The 16038-nt window shown below is 36.5% G+C and carries 16 protein-coding genes and 1 pseudogene; 4 read left to right on the top strand and 13 right to left on the bottom strand.

All coding sequences use genetic code 11. The annotated features are described in order from the left end of the window. Positions 1-250 precede the first annotated feature (250 nt). The 12 genes from ACFINW_RS00605 to ACFINW_RS00550 form a co-directional block, all read right to left on the bottom strand. Entirely contained in the window at positions 251-1018 is a 768-nt protein-coding gene (locus ACFINW_RS00605; protein WP_375617807.1) for a type IV secretion system protein, read from the bottom strand. Continuing rightward, positions 1015-3486 (bottom strand): VirB4 family type IV secretion/conjugal transfer ATPase, encoded by a 2472-nt coding sequence (locus tag ACFINW_RS00600; RefSeq protein ID WP_375640688.1) that lies wholly within the window; start codon positions 3484-3486, stop codon positions 1015-1017. The genes ACFINW_RS00605 and ACFINW_RS00600 overlap by 4 nt, the downstream gene beginning before the upstream one ends. Positions 3487-3488: 2 nt before the next feature. Beyond that, complete coding sequence (locus ACFINW_RS00595) at positions 3489-3797, bottom strand: type IV secretion system protein VirB3 (protein ID WP_375606609.1); 309 nt, start codon at positions 3795-3797, stop codon at positions 3489-3491. A gap of 12 nt (positions 3798-3809) precedes the next feature. Beyond that, on the bottom strand, positions 3810-4121 hold the full coding sequence (locus tag ACFINW_RS00590; protein WP_375640681.1) for a conjugal transfer protein: 312 nt from the start codon (positions 4119-4121) through the stop codon (positions 3810-3812). A 239-nt stretch (positions 4122-4360) separates the two neighbouring features. Beyond that, complete coding sequence (gene trwL / locus ACFINW_RS00585) at positions 4361-4681, bottom strand: VirB2 family type IV secretion system major pilin TrwL (RefSeq protein WP_375640677.1); 321 nt, start codon at positions 4679-4681, stop codon at positions 4361-4363. 82 nt (positions 4682-4763) lie between these two features. Continuing rightward, complete coding sequence (gene trwL, locus ACFINW_RS00580) at positions 4764-5084, bottom strand: VirB2 family type IV secretion system major pilin TrwL (RefSeq protein ID WP_375673646.1); 321 nt, start codon at positions 5082-5084, stop codon at positions 4764-4766. Between the two features lie 56 nt (positions 5085-5140). Then, complete coding sequence (gene trwL, locus ACFINW_RS00575; protein ID WP_375640673.1) at positions 5141-5461, bottom strand: VirB2 family type IV secretion system major pilin TrwL; 321 nt, start codon at positions 5459-5461, stop codon at positions 5141-5143. A 53-nt stretch (positions 5462-5514) separates the two neighbouring features. Further along, positions 5515-5841, bottom strand: a complete 327-nt coding sequence (gene trwL, locus ACFINW_RS00570) for a VirB2 family type IV secretion system major pilin TrwL (protein ID WP_375640669.1) — start codon at positions 5839-5841, stop codon at positions 5515-5517. A gap of 82 nt (positions 5842-5923) precedes the next feature. Further along, complete coding sequence (gene trwL / locus ACFINW_RS00565) at positions 5924-6247, bottom strand: VirB2 family type IV secretion system major pilin TrwL (protein ID WP_375640664.1); 324 nt, start codon at positions 6245-6247, stop codon at positions 5924-5926. After that, positions 6210-6509 carry a KorA family transcriptional regulator gene (gene korA / locus ACFINW_RS00560; RefSeq protein WP_015857010.1) on the bottom strand — a complete coding sequence of 100 codons (300 nt, stop codon included), beginning with the start codon at positions 6507-6509 and terminating at the stop codon, positions 6210-6212. The genes trwL (ACFINW_RS00565) and korA overlap by 38 nt, the downstream gene beginning before the upstream one ends. 117 nt (positions 6510-6626) lie before the next feature. Beyond that, positions 6627-7256: a TrwN protein gene (locus ACFINW_RS00555; RefSeq protein ID WP_375673644.1), complete on the bottom strand. Its 630-nt coding sequence runs from the start codon at positions 7254-7256 to the stop codon at positions 6627-6629. Beyond that, a complete protein-coding gene (locus ACFINW_RS00550; protein ID WP_375640656.1) occupies positions 7256-7870 on the bottom strand; it encodes a hypothetical protein in 615 nt (204 codons plus the stop codon). The genes ACFINW_RS00555 and ACFINW_RS00550 overlap by 1 nt, the downstream gene beginning before the upstream one ends. Positions 7871-7998: 128 nt before the next feature. On the opposite strand from ACFINW_RS00550, the gene ACFINW_RS00545 reads away from it, so the two are divergent. Beyond that, entirely contained in the window at positions 7999-8286 is a 288-nt protein-coding gene (locus ACFINW_RS00545) for an H-NS family nucleoid-associated regulatory protein (RefSeq protein ID WP_015857007.1), read from the top strand. A gap of 1576 nt (positions 8287-9862) precedes the next feature. On the opposite strand, the gene ACFINW_RS00540 is transcribed toward ACFINW_RS00545, so the two are convergent. Next, positions 9863-11140, bottom strand: coding sequence for a ubiquinone biosynthesis hydroxylase (locus ACFINW_RS00540; protein ID WP_375640652.1), 1278 nt, complete (start codon positions 11138-11140; stop codon positions 9863-9865). Positions 11141-11882: 742 nt separating this feature from the next. Here ACFINW_RS00540 and ACFINW_RS00535 point away from each other — a divergent pair. The 3 genes and pseudogenes from ACFINW_RS00535 (at position 11883) to ACFINW_RS00525 (ending at position 16037) form a co-directional block, all read left to right on the top strand. Further along, on the top strand, positions 11883-14324 hold the full coding sequence (locus tag ACFINW_RS00535) for a DNA translocase FtsK 4TM domain-containing protein (RefSeq protein ID WP_375640648.1): 2442 nt from the start codon (positions 11883-11885) through the stop codon (positions 14322-14324). A 722-nt stretch (positions 14325-15046) separates the two neighbouring features. Then, a pseudogene (locus ACFINW_RS00530) lies at positions 15047-15307 on the top strand (DNA translocase FtsK); the annotation flags it as partial. Between the two features lie 121 nt (positions 15308-15428). After that, positions 15429-16037 carry an outer membrane lipoprotein carrier protein LolA gene (locus ACFINW_RS00525; protein ID WP_375621033.1) on the top strand — a complete coding sequence of 203 codons (609 nt, stop codon included), beginning with the start codon at positions 15429-15431 and terminating at the stop codon, positions 16035-16037. The last annotated feature ends 1 nt before the right edge of the window (position 16038 follow it).

The raw sequence follows: 16038 nt of genomic DNA, 5'->3' as shown, positions 1-16038 counted from the left end.
ACATATGTTTTTGTTATCTGATCAATTTTATTGAAAAGTTGCGTGAACACTGTAAAGTCCATGGAATTCCTCTTTAAAGAATTTTCAACTTTTTATATGATTTTTAAGCATTTTTCGTTGAACTTTTTAAGGATAAAATTAAACTTCGTAGACCTTTTTGATCTATGAGAGAAAATTGAGTATTACGCATTAACTTTTTCTTTTTACGAGCATACAGGGAAATAATATACAAAATGTTATTATAAAAGCTTTACCTAATAAATCTTATGGTAGGCATTTTCGTGTTTTTACTATTCAAAATTTTTATGTTATGCTTATCTTTCTGTTGTTTGATAAGTGTATGTTCAGCATTGCGTAAATGTGTAACCATTTGTAGTTTTGCTGTTTCATTTTGTAGCATAGCAAGCATTCCAATTATATGTGCTTGTAACTCGGCAATACTTTTTAGATCTTTTGTTGTCGTGATTTCTTTTAATAGTTCTTCAATTTGCTGAAAACGATTGTTTGCTTCTTGAAAAGTTTTTAAACTTACGGCTTTATCAGTGATGGCTGCATATTGGATGCGCTTGTTGATAAAACTGCTAGATTCATGGATAGTGACAGGAATTTCTTCTTCTTTTAAAATATTTTCAAGTGATGTAGATAGAGCAGAAGTTTTATTTCTATTGTAGAGATTCTCTGGATTTTTGAGAAAAAAGCTACTGTGATCTGTTTGTACATTTTTAAGCTTTTTAGTGTCGAATTTTTGGCTTCCCGTTATAGATTCGTGTATCTTTTTTGTTTCCTCAAGTTGTTTTTTTAGCATATCGAGAAGTTGGGCATCAGGTGGCGCTTTCTTTTGCTGTGGAGTTTTTTTAGGCTTTGATCTATTTGAAGATGACTTTCCAAAAAAATTGGGCCACGTCGTTGGAACTGATGCTCCCAAATCCGCCGCCCCAGCACCCCAAACCCAAGCCATCGCTGGGTTTGAAATCCCTAAAGTTATTACAACTACTATTGAAATGACCTTTTTTTTCATGTTTCCCTCCTGTCATTTTTTGCGTGCTGTAAGAAAATTGGCAACCATATTGCTGGATCATCACCAACTTCTGCGATAATGCTTTCGGCTAACTCTGCGTTATCAGGCGTTCCTGATAACACCAAGAGCTCGTCACTAAAGTCGTGTTCGATGGTTTTTCCATCGCGTGTCAGGTGGAATTTACCAAGATTCAGTTCTGCAAGCGCAGATTGATCACCTTGCTTAATGAGGAATTGGCGACTAAACTCACCAAGTCCTTTAACGAGTTCAAATTCGGCATCTGTTAGTTTAAAGCCTTTTGTATAATCTTCATAATTTGCTTTGGGATTGGCTAGAAAAATGTAAGTTGCACACTGTTGAATGAGTGTTTTGGCAATATTACTTTCCAAGGCATCGCTAGGCTCTTGTGTTGCATAAACAAAAATACCATTTTGTTTACGGATAGTCTTTTGTTTATTTTTCGCTAAATCTTCAAAGTACGGATCTTGCAAAGGCTTCCAAAACTCGTCAAAGATATACATAAATCGCTGTCCGCTAATCATGCCTTCTGTGCGGTAAAGCAAATACATCATCACTGGAGTGCGAGTTTCAAAATTATCTAAGAATTCCGTGATATCAAAGCCGTAAATTTGATGTGTTGAGAGATCAAGAGCATCATGGGGATTATCAAACAACCACCCATAATCACCACCTTCACACCATTTTAGTAAGCGAGCATGAACAGATGGCTGAGCATTATAATCACTTAAACGTGGATTTGGTAAAAATTGTACTAGAAAGGACAAACGACGGAGTGATCGGTCAATGTTAGCACTCATAACAGACATAACTGCTTTGTTAATTTCTTCTTCGTCGTGATGCGTGACCTCACCACCAGCTTCTGCCAATTTTTTAACAAATTGTTTCAAAAAAATCAGATTTTCTTGTGTTGGTGGGAGTTGGAAAGGATTGAAACCACTTTTTCTGCCTGGCTTGAATGTTAAATATTTTCCACCCATCGCTCGAATGGCAATTTCCATGCCACGATCTTTATCAAAAACAACAGTTGTCGGCTTAAATTTTTGTGCTTGTGCTAACAAAAAGCCGAGTAACACGGTTTTACCCGAACCAGATTGTCCGATAAGCGCGGTATTACCAAGTAAACGTTTATCTGTCGAGTCTTCTTCAAGTTTGGAGGCATGAAAGTTGAAATAAAGCGGTGTTTTACTGGTTGTTTTAAGAATTGTGACGGCTGGACCCCATGGGTTACCAGTGGGTTTTCCTGACATAAAATTATGAAAAGATGAAAATGATAAAAAATTCAATGATGTAATCGGAGCAGGACGCGGTCTCCATTTCCAATTGCCAGGAAGTTGTGCCCAATAGCCAGCCTCTATTGCTAAGTCTACAGGTTTGGGCAGTACCGCAACGTCTAGTAATGCTGCACTTGCTTTGGCCATATGGTCGCGAACTTGTTGAATTGTATCACCATAGATCGTCAATGTGCAGTGATGTTCTCCCATGACAAAATGCCCACTGATAAGCTGGTTTAGTGCTTCGTCAATTTGTTCAATTTGGCTCGTTGCCACATCTCGTGCATCAATAAGATTACGCTGATGCCGTTGTAAATAATCTTTAGCAGCATGTCGGGAGAGAACTGAAAAGCTTTGCGTCAATACGAACTCGAAGTCACTTTCCAACAAAACATTTAATTGTCCTGGTTTGGTTGTTGCATCATATTCTTTAATTTCCAGCATTCCAAATCGACGCATTCCACTGGTTGTTCGCAGTTCACCAAGAGCGCCCCATTTTGAGAAAAAAGGTCGATTGACAGACATATAGTCAGCAAAACGGTCATGGCAAATTGGCATAGGGCGATATTCACCATTGACAAGCATTCCAAGGAATTCAAGTGCAGAAGAATAAACATGCCCATTTTTTTCATAAGCACCAAGAAGTTCTGCACCGTAACGGTTTAAAGATTGGCCTAAAGTACGATTGATGTCATTGAGTTCTTTGATACATGTGTCTTGTCGCATCTTTTTTTGATCAAGCGTTTCACGTTCATGCTTAGAAAAGAACGACATAATTTTATCCGCTATCGGTTGAAAAATGACAGTCAGATATAAATCATTGACCATCAAATTATAACCAGTAAAGCTTTGTCGATATTTTTCATCAAGCTGATAGCAAAACATTTGATCAAATGTTGAATCAGGATATTCATAAACACGGCGGCGCACAATATGCGTCCAAAATGATAAATTGGCCGATGCAATACCCCGTAGAGTATTGTTAAGCTCTTTTACCCATTGAAAAATATCTTCTTCTGAAGAGCTTTGATGTGAACGCCCGTCAATTTTCCAAATTGACAAATATTCCGCATTTTTAGTAGAAATAATCGTATCTGTGATATGATGTGAATAAGGCAGAAACAGGCTTACAGGTGCCTCTGATGCAAGGCGTTTGCTGCTTTCAACAGCTGTCATGTTTATCTCCTTTTACTATAATCAGAGGGACTATAACTTGATGCGCCCCAAAAACCTTTGTTGCGATTGCGAAATTTAGTATCGATCCATAACCACCAGATACGAAACGCCTTATCATCGTTTTTAGTAATTTGCACCATAATGAACCATAACGGAGGTGCCATAATCCACAAAAAGATACTTACTGTCATAGCAATAACAGCGACCCCCATAACCATAACGATAAATGGCATCATGGGGACACCCCATATCGTTGGAACACGTGTTGCTCCTTTGAATAGGGGGAATTCTTTTTGTTCTTGTGATTTCATGGGGTGCTCTTGTCAGTAGAGGTAAAATAATATGTGGCTAATATAAAAGGCTGCACCAGCAATAATGACGCTGAAGGCCCATCGTATAAATGTAGCTCTTGCGATGATGCGAAATATATAAATAAGCAAAAGTAATAAAAGAATAATGAGGGCAACGATAGGAATAAGTACACTTAATCCATATTGCATTCCTATGAAGGCATCCAAGCTCTCTGTTTCCGTCTGAGCATATGCAGATTGCATTATTAACAACATCATTGAAGTGATGATAATAACATTAATCCTGTTGCACGTCTTCGCTTGAAACGTATTTGATTGTTTCATATTCTTTATCCCCTTTTAATTAAAGTTGCTATAAATAATATCCCTTTTTTCAGTATGGCTACATTATTACTAGTACACACCTATAATCGATGGATATTAAAAACATTACGTGTTATACTGATTCATGAATTACCTTTCAATAATATTGCAGTAAGTTTGGTTGTAGAGGGCACGATAATAATACTGATTGCCTATCGTATAAACGTATCGTATTGTATTATTTGTAATTGATGCCATTATTATGGTGTTGTAAATAGCAGTGTAACAAGTTGGGTTGCTGAACCTGCGATAACGACCCCGATTGCCCATCGTACAAATGTGTCTTTTCCGATGTAGCGTCCTGCATAACCAATTGCTAAGCATAATAGTATAATAGCAGCAGCAATAGGTATAATTTTTTGAATATCGCCCTGTAAACCTTCTAAAGCGCTCTCTGCATTTGTTAAAGTGCTCGCTTTGGCGGCGTAAGCAGAATTATTCACAAAGAACGCAGTTATAGCTGCAGAAAATGCGATGATTTTGTTGTTACTTTTCAGTTTGAGATTAATTAATTTTTTCATATCTCACTCTTATTAAAATTCTAGATAATATTTTTATATAAATAAACATATTGTATTTTACAATTTATAATTGATACCATTATTATGTTGGTTTAAATAGCAGTGAAACAAGTTGGGCTGCTGAACCTGCGATAACGACCCCGATTGCCCACCGTACAAATGTGTCTTTTCCGATGTAGCGTCCTGCATAACCAATTGCTAAGCATAATAGTATAATAGCAGCAGCAATAGGTATAATTTTTTGAATATCGCCCTGTAAACCTTCTAAAGCGCTCTCTGCATTTGTTAAAGTGCTCGCTTTGGCGGCGTAAGCAGAATTATTCACAAAGAACGCAGTTATAGCTGCAGAAAATGCGATGATTTTGTTGTTACTTTTCAGTTTGAGATTAATTAATTTTTTCATATCTCACTCTTATTAAAGTTCTAGATAACATATTGTATTTATAATTGATACCATTATTATGTTGTTTTAAATAGCAGAGTAACAAGTTGGGTTGCAGAACCTGCGATGACAACACCGATTGCCCACCGTACAAATGTGTCTTTTCCGATGTAGCGTCCTGCATAACCAATTGCTAAGCACAACAGTATAACGGCAGCAGCGATAGGGATAATCACTTTTAAATCTGTCTGTAAGCCTGTTAGAGCTGTCTCTGCATTTTTTAAAACGCTTGCGCTGGCGGCGTAAGCAGAACTATCCATAAAAAACGCAGTTATAGCTGCAGAAAATGCGATGATTTGGTTGTTACTTTTCGGTTTTAGATTAATTAATTTTTTCATATCTCACTCTTATTAAAGTTCTAAATAACATATTGTATTTATAATTAATGCTATTAGTTTGTTGTTTTAAATAGTAGAGTAACAAGTTGGGTTGCTGAGCCAGCGACGACAACGCCAATTGCCCAGCGTACAAATGTATCCTTTTCTATGTAGCGGCCTGCGTAACCAATTGCTAAGCATAAAAGTATAACAGCAGCAGCGATAGGGATAATCACTTTTAAATCTGTCTGTAAAGCTGTTAGAGCGTCCGATGCATTTGTTAAAACCGATGGTTTGGCTTGTGCATGAGCAGAACTATTTATAAAGAACGCAATCATAGCAGCAGAAAATGCGATGATTTTGTTGTTATTTTTCGATTGAATACTAATTAATTTTTGCATATTTCACTCTTAATTAAAATCTAGATAATATTTTTATATGAACAAACATATTGTATTTTATAATTTATAATTAATGCCATTATTATGTTGTTTTAAATAGCAGTGTAACAAGTTGGGCTGCTGAACCTGCGATAACGATCCCGATTGCCCACCGTATAAATGTGTCTTTTCCGATGTAGCGTCCTGCATAACCAATTGCTAAGCATAATAGTATAATAGCAGCAGCAATAGGTATAATTTTTTCAATATCGCCTTGTAACCCCTTTAGAGCTGTCTCCGCATTTTTTAAAGTTACTGCTTGGGCTTGTGCATGAGCTGAATTACCCATAAAAAACACAGTTAAAGCTGCAGAAAATGCAGCAATTTTATTACGAGCTGTTGTGTGAAGAATATTTAATTGTTTCATGTTCTTTATCCTGATTAAGATTAAAACTCCCACAAATGACCCCTCTTTCATGAAGAAACTTAAAAAGATATTTTGGATCAGCCCAAGTTCTTAGTTTTCCTCTTTGTGTAAGTAACGTATATTTATTTGGCTTTCCGGTGATTGGATCATCGGAAATAAACGTAAAATACCATTCCCTTTCTGAAAGCATCACGACTGTAATCTCACGTGCTGCTTTTTGACTAAATGCTATATCAACGCTGTTTTGTTCTATCATTTTCATTATCGTTGCCCTCAATTAGAATAGATTTTGTTCAATCTTACTAATTAGAGCTTTAACATTTTCTTATCTACCTTTCATTATAATATCCTATCAAAATTCTGGATTTTCGTGAAAATATCAGTCATCACTCAGTGATCTTCTCGATGAAGAAAAATCTTCAGCTGAAAAAGCATCGTGGGCGCTACTTTCTTTATGTGTAAATGCATCTTCTTCTCCTTTTGAAGAGAGAGGAAGAGAATCTACTTTAGTTGTCTGTTCTGGTTCTTCTTTTTTAAGCTTTATAGGCTCCTGCAAGCCCTCATTTCCTCGTACAGCAGCTTTTACTCCAATATATGAAGTAATTTTTTGCATACGGGCGTGGTTTGAGTTTTCTGTATTGTAAAAATTCAGCACAGACTGCAAAGTCGCTTTTTCAAAGATGCACTTTGATGTTGTTTGTTCATAGCAGTAAGTTAAAGCGCTTTGTACAGCTGTAATATTTCTGCAAAAATCAAACGCATCAAAAAGAGAAAACAATTTCACATTCCCAACATCAATTTGCCCTAAAATTATGTTAAAATTATGTTCACTCTGTTTAGCTGTTGCGATTGTTTCCTTAAACTGAGATGATTGATAGAAGAAGTTATCTTTATCATCTGTTACATAGACATTGTCCCGCGCTTCTTGTTCGGCGATAACTGAAAATGTTATGGGAGGCGTATTGGATATGTATGCAGCAGCAAAAAATGTGAAATCTGGAACAATCATTAGCAATACACCTTATTATGAAGAATTTTATTAATACAAATGCTAATTCTTTGTAGTACATTTTCTCGTTGTTTTTTGATTTTATAAATTTGCAGAATGAGATTGTTTAGCTTAGAATATTCTTTGTGATTATTGCTTTGTTCTCTTCTAAGAATATTTCTAATATATGCGAATACCCAACCAACAAGATAAAAGTGTGGAATAAAATAGAGCACATTACGCCAACCAATATTATTGGAATCACGAAGAAAGGCGCTGCTTTTAAAAAATAATAATCTTTGATACTGTATTGAAGCTGCTTGTTTTATATAATTCTCTAGTTGCAAAAATCTTTTCAAAAAAAATTTATACGAAGTAAAAAGCCGTTGTGTATGAGGGGAGGTTTTCTTGTCATAATGAACTACACTATCATTATACAGAGAGGGCTTGTTCTTTGTTGCGTATTGCCATAACTTATAGAGTGACGATTTATATTTACTTTTGACTACTGATTCATAAGAGTCAGAGAGGTGTGATGGCGCTTGAGCACTGCATTTAGTAGTTCCAGCAATTGAACTGAAAAAAGATGCAGTGGTGGTAATTGATATACCAATAAACAGCTCTTTGTGGTTCAAAGCACATCTCCGTCAAAGTGATATATGTATCGTAATTTTAATTTCGATAATAAATGGACAGAAATTGTCTATAATTGTGTTTAAAATATGGCAAAAAGAAATTCTTTTTTGCAAGGGGAGTAATTAAGGTGAATGATCTCAAAAATATGAATTTTGATGAACTACAAGAGATGCGTACACAAATCGATGTGGAATTAAAAAAACGGCAAGCAAAGGAAAAGCAAAATGCGCGACGAAAAATTCTTGAAATTGCTAATGCCCATGGAATTGATATCGCTGATCTTGTGAGCAAAGAGCGCCATTACAGAAATCCCAATAACCAATGGGAATTATGGAATGGGCGTGGACGTAGACCTAAGTGGATTAAAGAGTGGTTGGAGAATGGGTATACACTTGATGAACTCGAAGTAACGTAACACGTGTGCGATATTTACAAGATAAGGGAATACTAAGGAATGTAAATGCAAGAAGTATGCTCTTTTGGGTAATTTGATAGTATAAACACACTGAACGAATATATTAAAGTATTGAGTTACCAAATACAATGATAGGGAGCGTGAAAAAGTTTATTTAAATGCAAAAGGTCTTGTTGTTATAATCTGGCAAGCATAATGATGATGCCAGATTGGAATATTGTAATTGCTTTTGGCATGAGAGAGAGGGGGGATATTTTACTTCTTTTTATCGTTTCATTAACGTTGCTCTTTTTAGTTTATGTAAATAAATAGTTTTATTGATTATTTACAAAAATGGTCGAAATGAGAATAATTTATTGCATAGGGATTTTAACTCAATATGTAAAATGATAATTTTATCAATTAATATGTTAATAAATTAGCATACTTATATTTTTGAAATACTGTTCTGTAGAACAAGCCTGATGTTATAGATTTTGTTTGGTCTTTTTTCTGTGAGATTATATATGAGGCATTTACTTTATTTATCGTTCGTTTAGTTGAGATGAGTGAGTATGTAGAAAAATGGAAAATTTCTATGGCTGTTATGGGTTTTATAGAATTTATGACATATTTCTGAGCGTTTGTGATTAAAATTCATTTATGAGCGTTTATGAATAATGAATAAAGAGCGTATTTGAAAATAAAAGGATTGGATTATTTCTATTGCAGTTTATCTTCTTTTATGGTGTGAAATAGGGGGATGATATGCGGTTTTACAATTGTGTGTGATGGTATAGAGTACGGAATACTTTGTTATATATTGGAATATTTTTTCTAAAGTCGTGTGGTATTCCACAATAAGTTAAAGAGTTTGTCTGAGAAGCAGAATGCCCCAAACGGAATACATTTATGTTTCCAATTTACGCGCTTTTTTAAAAGAAAAATTTTTCAATGCAACTAAGCTTATTTTATAGCGCTTCTCGTGAATAGTATAACGTAAAAGTCTCTATGAGCATATAAAATCCATTGTACACCACCATTTTTACTTCAATAAAAAGTATAAGCCGGTGCCATTATATACTTTACTCGCCTCCAATATTGCTAAAGTCCTTAGTTCTTGAGAGAGGGAGGCTTTTGTCGCTTTGTTTAATTGTTTTATTTATACGACACTTTCGCTTGTGATGTGCAAGCGAATGATTTTGATTGCTTCAACATGAGAGAGATTTGAAATAAGGGTATTTTATGATCTTTAGATTTCTCACTCAGTATGAGAATAATGAATTTATTATTTATAAAGAAAAGTGTTGTGTGCTAAAATGTCTTGTTTATTTTATTATGCTGTGAAATGGCTCCTTTAAAGGTGTGGTGATATAAGGCAACCTCTTTGAGACATTAAATGTTTTTTTCAGTGTATGGTGAGTATTCTTAAAATGTAGCTTGCTTGTCGAGTCTTATGTGGAGTGAAATATGGGGGGAGGAAGGCAAGAGAAAATTACTCGACAGGAATCCGGTTTGCAAACAGATTAGATGAGATAGGAATTTTTTGTTCTTTGAAGGAGGGAGGCAAAGGTTATAAAATAGTATGAATTTTTGTTTAAAGTGGGAAGCCGTGTAGAAGACGTGGGGCATTTGGAGTGAGTCCGGCAGCTTCTTGAATGAAGTATTTTTTTATTTTTGGTGCTTGATTAATGATTCCAAGGCCGGTATCGCGGAGCATCCGTAAAAGAAGGTTATCATTAGAAAAGAGTTTATTAAGCCAATCATTGCTTAAAGCCATACGGACAATTTCAAAACGTCTCCAGCTTTGATAGCGCTCTAAAGCTATGAGGGAGCCAATATCAAGACCTAGTCGTGCTGTTTCAATAATCACTTCAGCCAGCGCAGCGCTATCGCGTAATCCTAAATTGAGTCCTTGTCCTGCAATGGGGTGGATGGTATGGGCGGCATCGCCAACAAGAGCAAAACGTGGTTTAATGCATTGACGTGTTAAAGAAAGGCTCAAAGGAAAAGCTTGACGTTCGCCATCCCAAGAGAGTTTACCTAATCGATGGCCAATGCGTCTTTCGAGTTCTGTTTCAAAAATAAGTGCATCAGCTTTGAGATAATATTGCGCAGTTCTATGATCTTCATTCCACACAATAGCGGATCGGTTGCCTTTGAGAGGGAGAAGAGCGAAAGGGCCAGCAGGTAAAAAATGTTGAATTGCTTGACCATTATGGGGTTTTTCATGTTCAACTGTGCAGATGATTGCTGTTTGTTTATAGGGATGAGAAAAATTTTTCAGACCAGCTTTTTGGCGTAATTTCGAATGGGCTCCGTCAGCTGCAATAAGCAATTTTGTTTGCCAAACCTCTTCATTATTTAAAGTGACGGTTGTATGTTGATCTTCTTGATGAAAATCAATGACACGGGTGTTTGTAATAACAGGGATATTGAGACCTTTGACACGTTTTTTTAAAGTGTTGATGAGTTCTCTATGCTCTACCATAGCAGCAAAGGGTTCACCCGGGTTAATGTCGCCTTCAAAGGTTAAAAGAGTGGGTTTGACAGGATCATTTGTGCTTGTATCTGTGATGATCATTGAATGAATGGGTTGCGCATAGAGTTTTATAGGTTCCCAACATTGTAATTGTTTTAACATACGAATAGAAGCAGCAGCAAGGGCAATGGTTCGTATGTTAGAAGCAGGGGTATCTCCTTGTGGCGCAGCATCAACGATTTTTATTTTCAGATTAGGGGCTGTTTGCTTGAGTGCTATCGCTAGGGTTAAACCGACAGCTGCCCCCCCTGCAATGAGCAGATCACATTGTTTAGTTTTATGAGATTTAATTTTTTTATTGGGTTGTACGTTTTTATTGCGATTAGAACACACAATACTTCTTCCATTGTTTATAGTTTGCTTTCTTTTAAAAAGAATATCTTTTTACATTGCCTAAAATATCTTAACCTTTACTTTTCTCTCTGCTTTACAAAAACGAGGTTTCTTTTTAGCGCCAATCTGATGACAGATTGGTTTTTCAGAGTTTTTCTGCTTAATCATTTATGTGATTCATCTTACAGATTTATCGGATAAGCTTTTTTTAATATCTTCTTCAATTCTTTTTACACTTGGTTGATAAAAAAGAAAACTAAAAATAAACAAAGATGGTCGTGTATTTTTTAAGTTGTGTGAGTTACTTCAGTATGCTTGTCCTGAAGGGGGCTATTTCGTTAGTATGATAGATAAAAATAGATAAAAATTGTGGTCATTCGTGATGGTTAAAACAGTATTCATATTTTGCCGTTATCATGGTGTAGCGTAAAAAATATTATTTGTTTAGGAAGGTGCTTATAGCACCCATGTAACACTTTACACATGAGGTGTTTTTTGGTTGATCGTGTGATAAATATTCAGGGAGAGCTTTTTGTGCGCCTTATGAAGGATTGTCTCTTAGGGTGGTGGGTATATGAATGATATAAAGTGGTTAGAGGTAGAACACGCTAGATAAGAAGTCAGATTGTTTACAGGCGATTTGTTTACAAATCGGCACAGAGTTTAAGCTTCATGCTTTTTTAAGAGAGAGAGGGAGTTATAACTCTTTAAAATATGAAAGTTTTGTATTTGGAATTGATAGATGCACCGAGGTTCTTCTCCTTATGATTCATTAGAAGTGCGAAATTCTCAAGGTTCGCGTCTTATTGAGATGTTTTTACGTCAGATAGGAGTATTTATTGGGCTCGGGCTTTTGGGCTTTATTATTTTTTGTGTGTTTGCTTTGGCGACGTGGAATGTTGCGGACCCATCTTTAACCCATGCAAGTACAAATGAGGTTACAAACCTTATGGGGTGGATGGGGGCAATTTTTTCAGATTTTATTATGCAGTTTTTTGGCTTGGCCAGTCTTTCTGTTTTGTTGCCACCGTTATTTTGGTCTTTTCTCTTGTTGGCGCAAAAGAATATCTACAATTTGACTTTGCGCTTTTTTTTATGGGTGCTATCAACGATTTGTTTTTTAATTGCTTTTGCCCTTATGTCACCTGTTGCTTCTTTTACTTATTGGCCATTGCCAATGGGATTGGGAGGGGTTTTAGGAGATAAAGTTTTAAGTGTTGCTTCTTCAGTCTTTCCTCTTTTTCTTTCTCCTCCTTACACGGTGTTTTTCAGTGTTGTTTTTATTCTTTTAGGTTTTTTCACCGCTGCTTTTGCTGGTAATGTGATATGGCGGCGTCGAACAAAGAAAAGAAAAGAAAAAAGCATTCCAAAAGACGAAATCATTAATCCAGTCTTTGAGTTGGAAGAAGATACGGAATATGCCGCAGAGGAGGATCGTGAAAATCATGGTTTTTTTGCGACAACTTGTGGCGCTCTTTTGCATCTTTTTTATTTTTTACAAGCGCGTTTTTTTCGTTTATTCTGTTTCAAAAGGCGTTTTCAGAGTAAAGGGCAAGGAAAGCCATTTGATCGGATTGAGCCAACTTTTTTAGGTGAAAAAGTAAAGTGTGAGGAAAATCAAAATAAAGCCTATGTTTCTCCTGTTAAAAATCGAAAGTTTTTAACAGCTTCTTCAAAGGGTGGTTTTGTTCTTCCTCTTGTAGATTATCTTTCGGTTCCACCACCGTCTGTTAAGGATGCAAAACTTTCTCCTGCTGTTTTAAGAGCAAATTCTCAGGAGCTTGAAGGGGTTTTGTTAGATTTTGGGGTCAAAGGAAAAATTATAGATGCTTGTCCTGGACCGGTGGTAACTTTGTATGAATTTGAACCGGCTGCAGGCATTAAGTCTTCCCGTATCATTGGTTTGGCAGATGATATTGCACGCTCGATGCGTGCGATTTCGGCGCGTGTTGCGGTGGTTCCAGGACGTAATGTTATTGGAATAGAACTGCCTAATGCAAAGCGTGAGATGGTTTATTTACGAGAAATGTTGCAGGCGCAAGAATTTATTGACAGCAAAGCCAAGCTAGGACTTGCTTTGGGTAAGACAATCGGGGGGGAAGCTGTTGTTGCAGATTTAGCAAAAATGCCCCATCTTTTGGTTGCTGGTACAACAGGATCGGGAAAGTCTGTTGCTATCAATACAATGATTTTATCATTGCTTTATCGTATGACACCTGAACAATGTCGTCTCATTATGGTGGACCCGAAAATGCTTGAGCTTTCGGTTTACGATGGCATTCCCCATTTATTAACACCCGTGGTGACGGATCCTAAAAAAGCCGTGATTGCTTTAAAGTGGGCTGTTCGTGAAATGGAAGAGCGCTATAGTAAAATGTCAAAACTAGGCGTTCGTAATATTGATGGGTTTAATGCACGTCTTAGGGAAGCTGCAAGTCAGGGAGAGACAATGGTGCGGACAATTCAAGTTGGATTTGATCGTGAGACTGGTGAGCCTCTTTATGAAACGGAAACACTTGATTTTAGTCCTATGCCCTATATTGTTGTCATTATTGATGAAATGGCTGATTTGATGATGGTTGCTGGTAAAGATATTGAAGGAGCGGTTCAACGTTTAGCACAAATGGCACGTGCTGCCGGTATCCATGTAATTATGGCGACACAGCGTCCTTCCGTCGATGTTATTACTGGGACGATCAAAGCCAATTTTCCTACACGTATTTCTTTTTCTGTGAGTTCAAAAATTGATAGCCGAACAATTTTAGGCGAACAGGGGGCCGAGCAATTATTGGGACAAGGAGATATGCTCTTTATGATGGGAGGAGGACGTATTCAGCGTGTGCATGGGCCTTTTGTTGCGGATGATGAAGTGGAGCAGGTTGTTGCGCATCTCAAAGAGCAAGCACGACCTGATTATTTAGAAACAATTACGCAAGAAGTTGAAGAGGATGGTGCTGATGTTTCTTTGTCTTCTCCTTCAGAAGATGATCCCTATAGTCAAGCTGTTGCTATTGTGCTTCGTGATCGTAAGGCTTCAACCTCTTATATTCAACGCCGTTTAGGCATTGGTTATAACCGCGCTGCGACATTGATTGAGAGGATGGAAGAAGAAGGTATTATTAGTCCAGCAAATCACGCAGGGAAACGAGAAATTTTAGTGCCTGCTGAAGAAGAGCGCTTTTGAAAAATCTTTATAGTTGTTTTTTATAATACCTTATAAAATAAGTGTTTATCCTATTGTATCGTAGAAAGTCTGCATTTTCATATACCAGCTCTCAATTTGCGATAGCTCCTTGGTACTTAAGACTCCTTATGAGGGGATTCTTTATCTTATATAACTTTTATCCATACACCAACCTTGCTTGTAATGTGCAAGCAAATGATTTGAATTGATTTAATATGAGAGAGTATGTGATGAGAGAATCTTATTGTATTTGGCGTTATGATTTAAGTTAAAAAGATAAATTGTTATAAATCAATATCTTGGTATAAAATAATGTCATTGCGAGTGTAGAGGGGGTAAAAGCATGTAAGGTTTGGTATTTAAGTGTCTTTTTAAGTGCGCTCTAAATATTTAGGGCAAGGCTGATCTGTCGAGTCTTAATATAAATGAATTATATGGGGTGGGAAGCTAAGTGAAATTTGCTAAACTCCAAACTGTTTACAGAGTGGTTCGGATGAAGATTTTTATTCTTTTGGGTGGGAAGGAAGTCAAAAAAGCATTTTTGACACTTAAAAGAGCTTTCAGGTTCGCGAGTAATATGTTTAGTCCTTAATCCATTATGTCTTGACTATAATTTATGTTGCTTCATAGATTAGGGGTGGGAAAGAATATATTATGCGTTTAGAAAATCAGCAGAAAAGCAGGAAAATTTGATGATTTCGGAAACTTAAACGCAGACTGGTTATTTGGAAACGATACCGCAAGAAATAAAAAAGGATGTTTCTTTAGCTTTTTCTTTAGCAGATGATTCCTATTGTCAAGCTGTTGCTATTATGCTTCGTGATCGTAAGGCTTCAACTTCTTATATTCAATGTTGTTTAGGCATTGGTTATAATCGTGCCGCCACATTGATCGAAAGGATGGAAGAAGAAGGCACCATTAGTCCAGCTAATGATATAGGTAAGCGAAAAGTTTTGGAGACTGTCGAAGAAGAATACTTTTAAAAATCTTTTGATATTTTTTTCAAACAATATCTTTATCTTATAAAGAAGGGTATTTATTCGTCGTTGATCACTTAAGTTATGAATTATAAAGTCAATTAAGTATTGCTTGGGAGCATTTTTTATGAAAACGTCTTTTTTACTGCAAAGAAGAGTCTTTGGGTTGGTGGGAATTATTGTCTTTTGGTGTTTAACTTTTCCTGTTTTTTCGCAAGCATCTAATAAAGTGATAAAGGCGCAAAATGTTGTGAATCACTTTGCGGCAATCAAAACAATGACAGGTGATTTTATTCAGTTTAGTCCAAAGGGAAAAATGTCTCAGGGGACATTTTATTTAGAGCGCCCAGGGAAAATTCGTTTCATTTACAAAAAAATGCCTTTACAGATTATTTCAGATGGCCAATTTGTGGGTATTAACAATCGGGCTTTGAATACTTGGAACTTTTCACAACTTTCGCAAACGCCAATGAAATTTTTGTTGGATGATAAAATTGATGTATCTTCTGGGCGCTTGTTCGCATTTCGCGAAGATCCAGGGGCTGTAACGATTGTTCTGCGTGATAAAACGATTGGGGCAGGGCAAATAAGGATGGTTTTTGATTCTAAAGGCTCTGCTTTGCGACAGTGGACAATTGTTGACCAACAAAATTTGGAAACTACTGTGCAGATTATGAATGTGCGGACAGACGTCCGGTTCGCTAATGGGATGTTTGCACTTCCTTCGAAGAAATGAA

The organism is Bartonella sp. AA18HLJMS, assembly GCF_042197245.1.
Taxonomy (GTDB): Bacteria; Pseudomonadota; Alphaproteobacteria; order Rhizobiales; family Rhizobiaceae; genus Bartonella.
This window is presented reverse-complemented; position numbering and strand designations above follow the sequence as displayed.